Raw genomic sequence first — 14,223 nt, forward strand, 5'->3', positions numbered from 1 at the left:
GGCGCGAATCACCTGTTCCGGCTCTCACACGCGCACTACCTGCCGGTAGATTCGAAGCTTCTTGAGGCTCCTCGGAGAGATCAAGAAGGATCAAGTCTGGAACTTGTTCTAGATTAGCGCGAGCGGTTACGCTCCGGCGAAACGCAGCGATGAAGGGGCCGCGAGTGACCGCAGAGGCCGTAGAGGCAAGCCCCCGCGCAGGGGAGCCGGCCCGTGCGGGCGACCGCGCGCTGCGGATCGCCCTCCTGACGTACAAGGGCAATCCGTTCTGCGGCGGCCAGGGCGTCTACGTACGCCACCTCTCCCGCGAACTCGCCCGCCTGGGACACAGCGTGGAGGTCATCGGCGCACAGCCGTACCCCGTCCTGGACGAGGGCGTGCCGCTCACCGAGCTGGCCAGCCTGGACCTGTACCGCTCGCCCGACCCGTTCCGTACGCCCAGGAAGGACGAGTACCGGGACTGGATCGACGCCGTCGAGGTCGCCACCATGTGGACCGGCGGCTTCCCCGAGCCGCTGACCTTCTCGCTGCGGGCCCGGCGCCACCTCGCCGCCCGCAAGGGCGAGTTCGACGTCATCCACGACAACCAGACGCTCGGCTACGGCCTGCTCGCGGACCTCGGCGCGCCCCTCGTCACCACGATCCACCACCCCATCACCGTCGACCGGCGGCTGGAGCTGGACGCCGCAGGCGACTGGAAGCGGCGCTCCTCGGTGCGCCGCTGGTACGGGTTCACGCGGATGCAGAAGCGGGTCGCCCGCAGGCTGCCGTCCGTGCTCACCGTCTCCGGCTCCTCGCAGCGCGAGATCGTCGAGCACCTCGGGGTGCGCGAGGACCGCATCCGGGTCGTGCACATCGGCGCCGACACCGACCTGTGGTCGCCCGACCCGTCGGTGGCCGAGGTGCCCGGCCGGATCGTCACCACCTCCAGCGCGGACGTACCGCTCAAGGGGCTCGTCTTCCTCGTCGAGGCGCTCGCCAAGGTGCGCGCCGAGCACCCCGGGGCGCACCTCGTCGTGGTCGGCAAGCGCGCCGAGGACGGGCCGGTCGCGCAGGCCATCGAGAAGTACGGGCTCGGCGACGCGGTCCGGTTCGTCAAGGGCATCACCGACGCCGAGCTGGTCGACCTCGTACGGTCCGCGCAGGTCAGCTGTGTGCCTTCGCTGTACGAGGGGTTCTCGCTCCCGGCCGCGGAGGCGATGGCGACGGGGACACCGCTGGTGGCCACGACCGGGGGCGCCATCCCGGAGGTCGCCGGGCCCGACGGGGAGACGTGCCTCGCGGTGCCGCCGGGCGAGCCGGGCGCGCTGGCCGCGGCGCTGAACCGGCTGCTGGCCGACCCGGAGCTGCGCGCACGGCTCGGCGCGGCCGGGCGGGAACGCGTCCTCGACCGGTTCACCTGGGCCCGGGCGGCCGAGGGCACCGCCGAGCTCTACCGCTCCGCGATCGCCGCGCAGGGCCGCTCCGCGGCCGGAAAGCCCACCGGGTGACCCGGCACCGCCCCGGCCCCCGCCACCCCGGCCGCCCAGGCCCCCGCCGCTCCGCGGCCCCGATTCCCGGCCGCTCCGCGGCCTCCGGTCTTTGCTATGTGAAAGGGCAGGCCCCGTGCTGACCGTCGACTTCTCCCGCTTCCCGCTCGCCCCGGGCGACCGCGTGCTCGACCTGGGCTGCGGCGCGGGGCGGCACGCCTTCGAGTGCTACCGGCGCGGTGCGCAGGTCGTGGCGCTCGACCAGAACGGCGAGGAGATCCGCGAGGTCGCCAAGTGGTTCGCGGCGATGAAGGAGGCCGGTGAGGCGCCCGAGGGGGCGACCGCCACCGCGATGGAGGGCGACGCGCTCAACCTGCCCTTCCCCGACGAGTCCTTCGACGTCGTGATCATCTCCGAGGTCATGGAGCACATCCCGGACGACAAGGGCGTGCTCGCCGAGATGGTCCGGGTCCTCAAGCCGGGCGGCCGGATCGCGGTCACCGTGCCCCGCTACGGGCCGGAGAAGGTCTGCTGGGCGCTCTCCGACGCGTACCACGAGGTCGAGGGCGGCCACATCCGCATCTACAAGGCGGACGAGCTCCTGGGCAAGATGAAGGAGGCGGGCCTCAAGCCGTACGGCACGCACCACGCGCACGCGCTGCACTCGCCGTACTGGTGGCTCAAGTGCGCCTTCGGTGTCGGCCGCGACGGCAAGGACGCAGCGCTGCCGGTGCGGGCCTACCACAAGCTGCTCGTCTGGGACATCGTGAAGAAGCCCCTGGTCACCCGGCTCGCCGAGCAGGCGCTCAACCCGGTCGTCGGCAAGAGCTTCGTGGCGTACGCGACCAAGCCGCACCTCGCGCGCTTCGACAAGGTCGCTGCCAAGTGACCTCACCGGAGCGCACCGAACACCTGGTCCTGCCGGGGGTGCTCACCGCCGGACAGGCCGCCGCCACGGTGGCCGGCATCCTCGCCGGGCAGCGCGAGGACGGCGCCATACCGTGGTTCCGCGGCCACCACCTGGACCCGTGGGACCACACCGAGGCCGCCATGGCCCTGGACGCGGCGGGCGAGCACGAGGCCGCGGCGCGCGCCTACGAGTGGCTGGCGCGGCACCAGAACGAGGACGGGTCCTGGTACGCGGCGTACCACGACGGGGACTTCGCGCAGATCACCGACCGGGGCCGGGAGACCAACTTCGTCGCGTACGTGGCGGTGGGCGTCTGGCACCACTACCTCGCCACCGGCGACGACACCTTCCTCGACCGGATGTGGCCCGTCGTGTTCGCGGCCGTCGAGTTCGTACTGCGGCTCCAGCAGCCGGGCGGGCAGATCGGCTGGAAGCGCGAGGAGGACGGCTCTCCGGTCACCGACGCGCTGCTGACCGGCAGCTCCTCGATCCACCAGGCGCTGCGGTGCGCGCTTGCCATCGCCGAGCAGCGCGAGGAGCCGCAGCCGGACTGGGAGCTGGCGACGGGTGCGCTCGCGCACGCCGTGGCCGCCCACCCCGAGCGCTTCCTGGACAAGTCCCGCTACTCCATGGACTGGTACTACCCCGTCCTCGGCGGCGCGGTCACCGGCGCCGAGGCGAAGGTGCGCATCGAGTCGCGGTGGGAGGACTTCGTGGTGCCCGGGCTGGGGGTGCGGTGCGTGCTGCCGAACCCGTGGGTCACGGGCGGCGAGAGCTGCGAACTCGCCCTCGCGCTGTGGGTGATGGGCGAGTCGGACCGCGCCCTGGAGATCCTCCAGTCCATCCAGCACCTGCGGGCCGGGGACGGCCTCTACTGGACGGGCTACGTCTTCGAGGGCAACCGGGCGGTGTGGCCGGAGGAGCTCACGACGTGGACGGCGGGGTCGCTGGTGCTGGCGGTGGCGGCGCTGGGTGGTGACGAGGCGACGACGGCGGTCTTCAGCGGCGAGCGCCTGCCGCGCGGGCTCCGTCCCGAGTGCTGCGCCAGCCCCTCCCCGCCCGTTCCCTAAACCCTCCGGGGGTGGGTGGGGGTCGAGCCGGCTTCCCCGGGGGCCACGCCCCTGCACCCCTGGCGGGGTTGCGCCCCCGGACGCCCGGGCGGGGCTGCACCCCTGCACCCCTGGCGGGGCTGTGCCCCGGACCCCGGGCGGGGCTGCACCCCTGCACCCCTGGCGGGGCTGCACCCCCTCGCGGGGCCTGCGGCCCCTGTACCCCGCTACGGGGGCTGCGCCCCCCCGGTACCCCCGCTGGGGCCGCAGGCCCAGCCCCCGCTTCGGGGCTCCGCCCCGGACCCCGGGCTGGGCCTGCGGCCCGGGCCCCCGTTCGTCTGCGGGCCGTCTGTGGCTGGTCGCGCAGTTCCCCGCGCCCCTGAGGGGCGGGCCTCCGGCCCTGCCCCCGCTCCTCAAACGCCGGAGGGGCTGAATTTGCCCGGCCCCCGCTGCCTGACCGTCGGCGCCGGACGCCCACCATCCCCCTAAGGGGCGCGGGGAGCCCCCTCCGGTCCGCAGGTGAACACCGGGCCATGGAGGGGCGCGGGGAGCTGCGCGTCCAGCCCCCTCCGGTCCGCAGGCGAACACCGGGTCAAGAAGGGGCGCGGGGAACTGCGCGACGAGCCCCCACCGGCCCGCAGGTGAACACCGGGTCAAGAAGGGGCGCGGGGAACTGCGCGACGAGCCCCCACCGGCCCGCAGGCGAACACCGGGCCAAGAAGCAGCGCGGGGAACTGCGCGTCCAGCCCCCTCCGGTCCGCAGGCGAACGCCGGGCCCCCCGAAGGGCCCCGTCCGGGCTCGCCCGAGTGGCGGTACCGGTGGGGGCGGGTGAGGCTGCCGGGGAGGCCGAAACATCCCCGGAGGTCATCGTGCCCAGTACGCTCCCCTTCCGCCGCATACTCGTGGCGGTCGTCCTGTCCACCACCGTCCTGGTGTCGACGACCGCCTGCGGAGGCGAAACCAAGAGCGCCCACAACAACCTGACCGCGGCGGAGGCCGGCGCTTCCCCGACCCCGTCCAGCTCCTTCGAGAAGCAGAAGCTCGCCAAGACGCGGTTCGTCGTCAACGCGGGGCTCGCGGCGGGCGCCGCCTACCAGTGGATCGTGAAGCCCTACAAGGCGGGCAAGTTCAAGAAGGGCACCAAGGGCAGGACGTTCGCCCTGGTCAAGGCAGGTCTGGCCGGCGCCTTCACATACAACCGGCTGAAGGCGGCCGTGAACAACGCCAAGGGCGACCCGCTTCTCTCCAAGGCCGTCGCCCCCCTCAGCTCCGGCATCGACTCGCTCAAGAACCTCGGCTCCAAGCTGCGCAAGGGCGATGCCAACGACGCGGACGTCGGGATGTTCGAGAACGTCATCAACGGGGTCAAGGACGCCGCCAAGAGCGCCGGGGCCGAGGTCAAGGACCAGGTGCCGTCCGCCTCCCAGCTCAGCGGCGGCTGAGCCGACTCAGCGGACTCAGCGGACTCAGCTGGCTCAGCGGACTCAGCGGACTCAGCTGACTCAGCCGACTCAGCCGTTCAGCTCCGCCAGCACCCGCAGGGTCGTCAGGTCCGGTGATGTGACCAGCAGGTCCGTCACCGGACCCGTGCGCCACGACTCCAGCCGCTCCGCTACCCGTTCGCGCGGCCCGACCAGGGAGATCTCGTCGGCGAAGGTGTCGGGCACCGCCCGTACCGCCTCCTCGCGGCGGCCTTCCGCGAACAGCGCCTGGATCCGGCGGGCTTCGGCCTCGTACCCCATCCGCGCCATCAGATCCGCGTGGAAGTTGCGGGCCGCGTGCCCCATCCCGCCGATGTAGAAGCCGAGCATCGCCTTCACCGGCAACAGCCCCTCCGCCACGTCGTCGCAGATGTGCGCCCGGACCATGGGGGCGACGGTGAAGCCCTCGGGCGCCCCCGCCAGCGACGCCTCGTACGCGTCCAGCCGCGTCGGCGACCAGTACAGCGGCAGCCAGCCGTCCGCGATCCGGGTCGTCTGCGCGATGTTCTTGGGGCCCTCGGCGCCGAGCAGCAGCGGCAGGTCCGCCCGCAGCGGATGCGTGATCGGCTTGAGCGGCTTGCCCAGGCCGGTGCCGTCCGCGCCCCGGTACGGGTGCGCGTGGAAGCGGCCGTCCAGCTCCACCGGCGCCCCGCGCCGCAGCACCTGCCGGATCACCTCCACGTACTCCCGCGTCGCCGTCAGCGGGCTGGACGGGAACGGCCGTCCGTACCACCCCTCCACCACCTGCGGCCCCGAAAGCCCGAGGCCGAGCATCACGCGGCCGCCGGAGAGGTGGTCGAGGGTCAGCGCGTGCATGGCGGTCGCGGTGGGGGTGCGGGCCGCCATCTGCGCGACGGCCGTGCCCAGTCGGATACGGGAGGTGTGCGCGGCGATCCAGGTCAGCGGCGTGAACGCGTCCGACCCCCACGCCTCCGCCGTCCAGACCGAGTCATACCCGAGCCGCTCGGCCTCAAGGGCCAGCTCCAGATGCCGGGGGTCCGGCCCCCGCCCCCAGTAGCCCAGCGCGAGTCCCAGCCGCATAGCGAGAGCCCCTGTCCGTAAAGGCATCTGACGGATCGTCAGGGGAGCGTACGGGAACGGCCCCCCGCCCGAAAGGGGCGAGGGGCCGTAGATGCCATGCGGTGGCGCAACCTGAGGGGCGCGGGGAACTGCGCGACCAGCCACGGACAGCCCGCAGCCGAAAGAACTAACCCCGCTGGATACCCGTCGTGTCCTGAAGAACCCCACGACGGCCGTCCTGCGTCTGCGCGACCAGCGCCGCACCACGCTGCTCCACCGCCAGGTACCACGTGCCGGGCGCGAGTTCCGCGATCGGCGTGGGGGAGCCGTCCTCCGGGTACAGCGGACGGGCCACCGGAACGGCGAACCAGAACGGGGCGAAGTCGCCCGCCGCGGCGCCGGCCGCGGGCTGCGGCTGGGCCGGGGCGCCGGGCGCCGGGGTCTGGCCGCCCTGGCTCGGGTCGGGGCTCGCGGCACCGTACGGCTGGGGCTGCGGCTGGGCGCCGCCCGGGTAGCCGTAGCCGCCCGCGGGCTGCGCGCCGTAGGGCTGGGCGCCGTACGGGGCGACGGCCGGGCGCGGGGCGCCCATCAGCGGGGCCTTGAGCGCGGCGACCATCGGACCGGCCACGGCGCCCGCGGCGAGCACCAGCGTGGCGATCAGGCCGAGGATCATGCCGGCCCCGGCCTTGTCCATGTCGATGATGGTCCAGAACGCGGTCCACGCCGAGAAGATGGTGAACGCGGTGCCGAACTGGCCGAGGTCGATGCCGGCGATCTTCTTCGGCTGCGGCAGCGAACGGGCCACCACGATGAGGGCCGCTCCGATGATGCCGGCCAGGAACATGCTCATCAGCAGGCCCAGCGAGTCCCAGGCGTTCGGCAGGTCGAGCTTCGGGCAGAACGTACCGGAGCACGAATTGCCGACCGAGTAGAGATCGAGGAACGAGGCGATGAACAGCACCACCGCTGCTCCGATCACCACGCCGTCGCCTCGCGTGAGGGAGCGGATGTTCACGTAAATAGTCCTTTTGGGTCGTCTCGTCGGGGCGGTCATCGCTGCCGCCGGTGTACGTGCACACGGCGCGAAGCACGGGGGTGGTTCCCCACCCGGAGGAGAATCTATCGTCTGACCGGGTGGTAAGTCCCCTCGGTGCTCAGACCGTGACCGACCCGCAGCCGACCGCTCCCGTCGGCGAACCCGTCACTTCTGCAGGAAGCTGCTGATCCCGTCCGTGATGCCCTGGGCGGCCTTCTGCCGCCAGTCCGCGCTCGTCAGCAGGGCCGCGTCGCCCGTATCCCGCATGTTCCCGCACTCGATGAACACCTTCGGCACGGTCGACAGATTGAGCCCGCCGAGGTCCTTGCGGACGTCCAACCCGGTGCCGTCGCCCACGTAGTTGGAGGGCGGCATGCCAGTGGCGTGCACGAACTTCCCCGCGATCCTCACACCCAGCTCACGCGAGGGGGCCACGATCGGGGCGGTGTTCGCCTTCCCCGCGTTCACCAGGGCGGGCAGGATCACATGGAAGCCGTGGTTGCCCTCGTCCGCGCCGTCGGCGTGCACCGAGACGACCGCGTCCGCCTTGGCCCGGTTGCCGATCGCCGCCCGCTCGTCCACGCACGGGCCGAACGGCCGGTCGTTGTCCTGGGTGTACGTGACGGTCGCGCCCAGCTTCTCCAGGAGCGCCCGGACGCGGTGCGAGACGTCCAGGGTGAACGCGGCCTCGGTGTACCCGCCTTGCGTGTCGGTGCCGGTGGTGTCGCACTCCTTCTTGTTCGTCCCGATGTCGACCTGGCGGTTGATCTCGGCCGCGTGCTTGAAGTTGCTCGGGTTGTGCCCCGGGTCGATCACCACGACCCGTCCGGCGAGCGGCCCGGTGGGCCGGGCCGACTGGGTGGAGGCCGAGGCGGACGGCGACGGGGTCGCCGTCACGGTCACGGTCGGCGGCTTCGCGGTCCCGTTCCCCGAGGGCGGCACGGCCGGCCCGCTCGGCAGCGGCAGCACCTTCGGCGGCTTGTCGTCCTGGCCGCCGGAGCCGCCCATGGCCTGCCACACCAGCCATCCGGCCAGGGCGGTCGGGACCAGCGCGGCGGTCACGATGACGAGGTTGCCGCGCAGACGGCGCCGGGCAGGGGTGGGGGACTCACTGTCGTACGACACGCAGCGATGCTAGCGGGGGAGGTCCGCGGGGGCGTGGTTCCCGCGTGCGCCGAAGGGGTGCACTGCGGTGTGCGCCGTCACACCCCGGCGCGCGTGCGGCGCAGGACGCGCAGCGAGTCGGTGGCCGAGACCTCGGTGAACGCGCCGGAGGCGAGGGCGCGCAGATAGACGCGGTACGGGGCCTGGCCGGTGAACTCGTCGACCGGGTCGGGGAAGACGTCGTGGATCACCAGGAGACCGCCCTCGGCGAGGTGCGGGGCCCAGCCCTCGTAGTCCCCGGTGGCGTGCTCGTCGGTGTGTCCGCCGTCGATGAAGACGAGCCCCACCGGGCCGCCCCAGACCCGCGCCACCTGCGGCGAGCGCCCCACGACCGCGATCACGTGGTCTTCGAGGCCCGCCTTGTGCAGGGTGCGGCGGAAGGTGGGCAGGGTGTCCATCAGGCCGACCTCCGGGTCGACCACGGTCGTGTCGTGGTACTCCCAGCCGGGCTGCTGCTCCTCGCTGCCCCGGTGGTGGTCGACGGTGACGGCGACGGTCCCGGCGGCGCGGGCGGCGTCGGCGAGCAGCAGCGTGGAGCGGCCGCAGTAGGTGCCGACCTCCAGGAGCGGCAGGCCGAGCGCGCCCGCCTGCACGGCCGCGTCGTGGAGCGCGAGCCCTTCGCGTACGGGCATGAACCCCTTGGCGGCCTCGAAGGCGGCGAGGATCTCCGGCTTGGGTGTCGCCATGGCAGGGCTCCTGTGGGTCGTGAGCGGGTGCGGATCGTGTCTCCGGGGTGGCGCCACATCGTAATCCCCGCCGAACCGGCCACTGATCTGACCTTCCGTCAGATTGGAACGTGTTCTAGTCTGTCGCCGTTCCAGTGGCGGCCGCGGCGGCGGGGAGTGCGCATGGGCATCGGAATCACCCGGGAGCAGCGGGAGCTGGCCGCGGCGGTACGCGGCCGGCTGGCGCGGGCCGTGCCGGCCGAGGAGGTGCGCAAGCTGCTCGACGCGCCCGCCGGGGACGCCGCCCGGCCCCCCTACTGGGACGCGCTGGCCGAGCAGGGCCTGCTCGGGGTCCACCTGGGCGAGCGGTACGGCGGCGGGAGCCTGGTGGAGCTCGCGGTGGTCCTGGAGGAGGCGGGCAGGGGCGTGCTGCCCGGCCCGTACCTGTCGAGCGTGCTCGCGGCGGCGGTCCTTGAACGGGCCGGGGACGCGGAAGCGGCGGGACTGGTCGATGAGATCGCGACCGGGCGCCGGACCGCGGCCGTGGCGCTCGGCCCCGGGAGCCTCACCGCCGTACGGCACCCGGCGGGCTGGACGCTCGACGGGGTCGCGCCGCCCGTCCTCGCCGGGGCGCAGGCCGAGCTGCTGGTCCTGGCCGCACGGGCGGGTGGGGAGACGCTGTGGCTGGCGGTGGACGCGGCGGACCTGGACGTACGGGCGCACGCCGGCGCCGATCCGACCCGCCCCACCGCCGAGGCCGCCGCGTACGGCCTCACGGTCGCGGGCGGCCGGGTGCTCGCCGTGGACCCCGCGCTCGTACGTGACCTCGCGGCCGTCCTCTTCGCCGCCGAGGCGTGCGGCACCGCCGCCCGGGCGCTGGAGACGGCGGTCGCCCACGCCAAGGTGCGCGAGCAGTTCGGGCGGCCCATCGGGCAGTTCCAGGCGGTCAAGCACCTCTGCGCGGACATGCTGGTCCGGGTCGAGCAGGCCCGCGCGCTGGTGTGGGACGCGGCGCGGGCGGCGGACTCGGAGCGGGCCGAGGTGCGCGGCCTGGTCGCCTCGCTCGCGGCGGCCACCGCCCTGGACGCCGCGTTCACCTGCGCCCAGGACTGCGTCCAGATCCTCGGCGGCATCGGCTTCACCTGGGAGCACGACGCCCATCTGCATCTGCGCCGCGCCCTGGTGGCCCGCCAGCTCCTCGGCGCCGGGGACGTCCACCGGCAGCGGGCCGTCCGGCTCGCCGGGGCCGGGGCGCGCCGGGAGCTGCGCCTCGAACTGCCCGAGGAGGCGGAGGCGTTCCGGGGCCCGGCGCGGGAGGCGGCGGAGTCCGTGCGCGGCCTCGGCCCGGCGGCCGCCCGGCGCGCCCTCGCCCCGACCGGCTATGCCGCACCGCACCTGCCCCCGCCGTACGGCCTGGGCGCGGACCCGGTCCAGCAACTGGTGGTCCAGGAGGAGTTGAGGGCGGCCGGGGTGAAGATCGCCGAGCTGGGGATCGGCACCTGGGTGGTGCCGTCGCTGCTCGCGTACGGGACGCGCGAGCAGCAGGAGCGCTTCCTGCTGCCGACCCTGCGCGGGGACCTGCTGTGGTGCCAGCTGTTCTCGGAGCCGGAGGCGGGCTCCGACCTGGCGAGCCTGCGGACCCGGGCCGAGCGCACCGACGACGGCTGGCGGATCACCGGCCAGAAGGTGTGGACGAGCGCGGCCCAGTGGGCCGACCACGGGATCCTGCTCGCCAGGACCGACCCCGGCGCCCCCAAGCACGAGGGCCTGACGTACTTCCTGGTCGACATGAAGAACACGCCGGGGATCGACGTACGCCCGCTCCGCGAGATCACCGGCGACGCGCTCTTCAACGAGGTGTACTTCGACGGGGCGCCGTTGCCGCACGACGCGGTCGTCGGCGAGCCGGGCGGCGGCTGGCGGGTCGCCCGCAACACCCTGGGCAACGAACGCGTCCACATGGCCGACCAGTTGACCTTCGACACCGGCCTGGAGGCGCTGCTCGCCCGCGCCGACGGCCTGGACGGCTCGTACCGCGCCCGGATCGGGGCGCTGGCCGCCGAGGCGCACGCGCTCGCCTGCATCGGGCTGCGCACCACGATGCTCCAGGTGTCGGGCCTGGAGCCCGGCGCGGGGGCGAGCGTGCGCAAGCTCGTCCAGACCGCCCACCAGCAGAAAGTGGCCGATCTCGCCCTGGAGCTGCTCGGCCCGGCGGGCGCGGCGGCCGAGGGCCCGGCGCGGCGGGCCGTCCACGGCTATCTGATGTCCCGCTGTCTGACCATCGCGGGCGGCACCACCCAGGTCCAGCTCAATGTCGTGGCCGAGCGGATCCTCGGCCTGCCGCGAGACTGAAGGAGTACGGATGTGAAGAGCTTTGTGGCCGGTGTCGGCATGACGAAGTTCGAGAAGCCCGAGTCGCGGGAGTGGCAGTACTGGGACATGGCACGGGAGGCCGGGACGGCGGCGCTGGCGGACGCCGGGATCGCGTACGGGCGGGTGGAGCAGGTCCTGGCGGGCTACTGCTTCCAGCCGTCGACGGCGGGCCAGCGGGCGGCGTACGAACTCGGTCTGACCGGCGTCCCCGTCCACAACGTCAACAACAACTGCGCGACGGGCGCCGGCGCGCTGATGCTGGCGCGGCAGCTGGTGGAGGGCGGGGCGAGCGAGTGCGTGCTCGCGCTGGGCTTCGAGAAGATGAAGCGGGGCGCGCTGGGCGGCGGCGCGGACGGCGGCGACTTCGCGACGTCCCCGGTGGCCCGCCACTACTCCGTCATGGCCGCCGCCCACGGCTTCGGGATGAGCCCGCCGACCGCACAGATCTTCGGCAACGCGGCGCGTGAGCACATGGAGCTGTACGGGACGACCGAGGCGCAGCTGGCGGCGGTCGGCGCGAAGAACCACCGCCACTCGGTGAACAACCCGAACGCGCAGTTCCAGGTGGACTACTCGGTGGCGGAGGTACTCGCCTCGAAGGAGATCCACCGCCCCCTGACCAAGCTCCAGTGCTCCCCGACATCGGACGGCGCGGCGGCGGCCGTCGTCGTCTCCGAGCGTTTCGCCGCCGAACACGGCCTGGAGGAACGGGCGGTGGAGATCGTCGCCCAGGCGATGACGACGGACACGGAGGAGTCGTTCGCCTCCGGCCGGTGCATCGACGTCGTCGGCGCGGGCATGTCGCGGGCGGCGGCGCGTCTCGTCTACGAGCGCTCCGGCCTCGGCATCGAGGACGTCGACGTGATCGAGCTCCACGACTGCTTCTCCATCAACGAGCTGCTGACGTACGAGGCGCTGGGGATGTGCGGGGAGGGGGAGTCCGGGAAGCTCGTGGAGTCCGGGGCGACGACGTATGGGGGCCGGTGGGTGGTGAACCCGTCCGGGGGGTTGATCTCCAAGGGGCATCCGCTGGGGGCGACGGGGCTTGCGCAGGTGGGGGAGCTGGTGGCGCAGTTGCGGGGGGAGGGGGGCCGGCGGCAGGTGGAGGGGGCGGCGGTGGGGCTGGCGCACAACATCGGCTTGGGGGGAGCGGCAGTGCTGACGCTCCTACGGAGGTAGCCCCCACCCCGCCCGTTCCCTTAACCCTCCGGGGGTGGGTGGGTGGTTGAGGCTCGCTTCCCGGGGGCTGCGCCCCCGGACCCCGTGGCGGGGCCTGCGGCCCCTGCACCCCGCTCACGGGGCCTGCGCCCCCGGTACCCCCCGCTGGGGTCTGCCCCCCCCGCTACCCCCGCTGGGGCTGCGTCCCCGCCCCCGCTTCGGGGCTCCGCCCCGGGCCCCGTTCGTCTGCGGGTCGTCCGTGGCTGGTCGCGCAGTTCCGCGCGCCCCTGAAGGGGCCCGCACCTCGAACACCGGAGGGGCTGGGGATACCTGGGGGCGCGGGGAACTGCGCGACCAGCCCCCACCGGGCCCGCAGACGAACGAACCACCAGTACATTTGTCCCACTCAACCCCGTACAAGAACATCTGCCGGGCGCCCGGGGCGGATCCGTAGCGTCACAGACATGACGCAGACAGGCACGACATCCACCGGCCCACCGGTTCGCGGAGCTCGGCTGGGCCGTCTCGCACGGCTCGGCCCCCGGGCCCGGGACGGTCGCGGTGCTCGGCGCCTGGCTGCTGGCGTTCGGCTCGTACGCCGTGGTCTCCTACCGACGGTCCGCGAGGACGGTGTGAGCCCGATGAACGGGGAGAACGAGACAGTGGCACGACTCCTGCCGAAGCTGCCGGAGCTCACGGGACACAAGCCGGAGCGGTCTTCGCCATGCGAGCGCGACGCCGACCTCCCCGGCCCCCCGGCGAGCGGCTACACGCTGCTGCCCTGGCTCCTGATGGGCCTGGGCTCGTTCTCCAACCTGGTCGAGGGCAGGACCCCGAACCCGTGGATCGGCGGCGCGGGTCTGCTGGCCTTCAACTCGCTCTACATCACGATCTCCTTCCGCGCCTTCGTCAAGGAGAAGCGGGAGAGCCGGACGACGCTGGTGATCCTGGCCGCGATGGCCGCGATCACCTACGGCCTCGCGATCGCCTACGGCGGCACCTGGCTGTTCTTCTTCCCGCTGCTCGCGCTGGCCTGCGGCGCGGTGCTGCGGGACCGCAGGCTCGGCCTCACGATCATGGTCCTGGCGGCCTCGGCGGGCGCCATCTCCGGCATGGAGGCCGGCGAGGTGTGGGACAACGTGACCATCGCGTACGGCACGTTCCTCTCCGGCATGGTGACGGCGGCGGTCCTCTCGCTCTCCCAGACCGTGCGCGAACTGCGCGACACCCGCCAGGAACTGGCCCGTACCGCCGTGGAGAAGGAACGTCTCCGCTTCTCCCGGGACCTGCACGACCTGCTCGGCCACACGCTCTCGGTGATCGTGGTGAAGTCGGAGGCGGCCCGCCGCCTCGCGCCGCGCGACCTGGACGCCGCGCTCGGCCAGGTCGCCGATATCGAGTCGGTCGGCCGCCAGGCGCTCACCGAGATCCGCGAGGCCGTCACCGGTTACCGCGAGGGCAGCCTCGGCACCGAGCTGGACCGGGCCCGCTCGGCGCTCGTGGCGGCCGAAGTGGAGCCGGTGGTACGCCTGTCGGGCCCGCCGCTGCCCTCACAGGTGGAGGCGCTGCTCGGCTGGGTCGTACGGGAGGCGGTCACCAACGTCGTACGGCACAGTGGCGCCGCCCGCTGCGAGATCGTGGTCGACGGCACGCCCGGACGGGTACGGCTGAAGATCACCGACGACGGGCGCGGCGTACCGTCCGAACAGCCCGTCGCCCCCGGTCCACGCATCGGCGGCACGGGTCTGAAGGGTCTCACCGAACGCCTCGCGGCGGCCGGCGGCTCACTCGAAGCGGGCCCCGGGCCGCGCGGCGGCTTCCAGGTGACCGCCGAGCTCCCGGTCGACCCGCTCGACGCCTAGCTGGAAGCGGAGTTGGGGACGGGGCGCGGGGTCGC

The 14,223-nt window shown here is 73.4% G+C and carries 11 protein-coding genes; 7 read left to right on the forward strand and 4 right to left on the reverse strand.

Annotated elements, in window-relative coordinates:
• The first annotated feature begins 164 nt into the window (after positions 1-164).
• From ACFWA7_RS09925 to ACFWA7_RS09940, 4 genes are all read left to right on the forward strand, one after another.
• The gene (locus ACFWA7_RS09925) at positions 165-1,490 is read left to right on the forward strand and encodes a glycosyltransferase family 4 protein (RefSeq protein ID WP_385822094.1); all 1,326 of its coding nucleotides are present in this window, start codon (positions 165-167) and stop codon (positions 1,488-1,490) included.
• A gap of 115 nt (positions 1,491-1,605) precedes the next feature.
• On the forward strand, positions 1,606-2,358 hold the full coding sequence (locus ACFWA7_RS09930; RefSeq protein WP_385822096.1) for a class I SAM-dependent methyltransferase: 753 nt from the start codon (positions 1,606-1,608) through the stop codon (positions 2,356-2,358).
• Positions 2,355-3,449 carry a prenyltransferase/squalene oxidase repeat-containing protein gene (locus tag ACFWA7_RS09935; RefSeq protein ID WP_385544621.1) on the forward strand — a complete coding sequence of 365 codons (1,095 nt, stop codon included), beginning with the start codon at positions 2,355-2,357 and terminating at the stop codon, positions 3,447-3,449. Before ACFWA7_RS09930 ends, ACFWA7_RS09935 begins: the two co-directional genes overlap by 4 nt.
• Before the next feature lie 849 nt (positions 3,450-4,298).
• Positions 4,299-4,871: a hypothetical protein gene (locus ACFWA7_RS09940; RefSeq protein ID WP_385547949.1), complete on the forward strand. Its 573-nt coding sequence runs from the start codon at positions 4,299-4,301 to the stop codon at positions 4,869-4,871.
• Between the two features lie 69 nt (positions 4,872-4,940).
• Here ACFWA7_RS09940 and ACFWA7_RS09945 read toward each other — a convergent pair whose 3' ends face one another.
• From ACFWA7_RS09945 to ACFWA7_RS09960, 4 genes are all read right to left on the reverse strand, one after another.
• Positions 4,941-5,951, reverse strand: coding sequence for an LLM class F420-dependent oxidoreductase (locus ACFWA7_RS09945; protein WP_385547946.1), 1,011 nt, complete (start codon positions 5,949-5,951; stop codon positions 4,941-4,943).
• Positions 5,952-6,117: 166 nt separating this feature from the next.
• Entirely contained in the window at positions 6,118-6,945 is an 828-nt protein-coding gene (locus ACFWA7_RS09950; protein ID WP_385547943.1) for a hypothetical protein, read from the reverse strand.
• Between the two features lie 186 nt (positions 6,946-7,131).
• Positions 7,132-8,091, reverse strand: a complete 960-nt coding sequence (locus tag ACFWA7_RS09955) for an N-acetylmuramoyl-L-alanine amidase (protein WP_385547940.1) — start codon at positions 8,089-8,091, stop codon at positions 7,132-7,134.
• Between the two features lie 77 nt (positions 8,092-8,168).
• On the reverse strand, positions 8,169-8,816 hold the full coding sequence (locus ACFWA7_RS09960; protein ID WP_385547937.1) for a class I SAM-dependent methyltransferase: 648 nt from the start codon (positions 8,814-8,816) through the stop codon (positions 8,169-8,171).
• Positions 8,817-8,978: 162 nt separating this feature from the next.
• Between ACFWA7_RS09960 and ACFWA7_RS09965 the strand changes: the two genes are divergently transcribed.
• The 3 genes from ACFWA7_RS09965 to ACFWA7_RS09975 all read left to right on the forward strand — a co-directional run bounded on the left by ACFWA7_RS09965 (position 8,979) and on the right by ACFWA7_RS09975 (position 14,188).
• A complete protein-coding gene (locus ACFWA7_RS09965) occupies positions 8,979-11,147 on the forward strand; it encodes an acyl-CoA dehydrogenase (RefSeq protein WP_385822098.1) in 2,169 nt (722 codons plus the stop codon).
• 12 nt (positions 11,148-11,159) lie between these two features.
• Positions 11,160-12,347 (forward strand): beta-ketoacyl synthase N-terminal-like domain-containing protein, encoded by a 1,188-nt coding sequence (locus tag ACFWA7_RS09970; RefSeq protein ID WP_385547931.1) that lies wholly within the window; start codon positions 11,160-11,162, stop codon positions 12,345-12,347.
• Positions 12,348-13,099: 752 nt separating this feature from the next.
• Entirely contained in the window at positions 13,100-14,188 is a 1,089-nt protein-coding gene (locus tag ACFWA7_RS09975) for a sensor histidine kinase (protein ID WP_385822207.1), read from the forward strand.
• Positions 14,189-14,223 lie beyond the last annotated feature (35 nt).

Source organism: Streptomyces sp. NPDC059994 (assembly GCF_042737755.1).
Classification (GTDB): Bacteria; Actinomycetota; Actinomycetes; order Streptomycetales; family Streptomycetaceae; genus Streptomyces.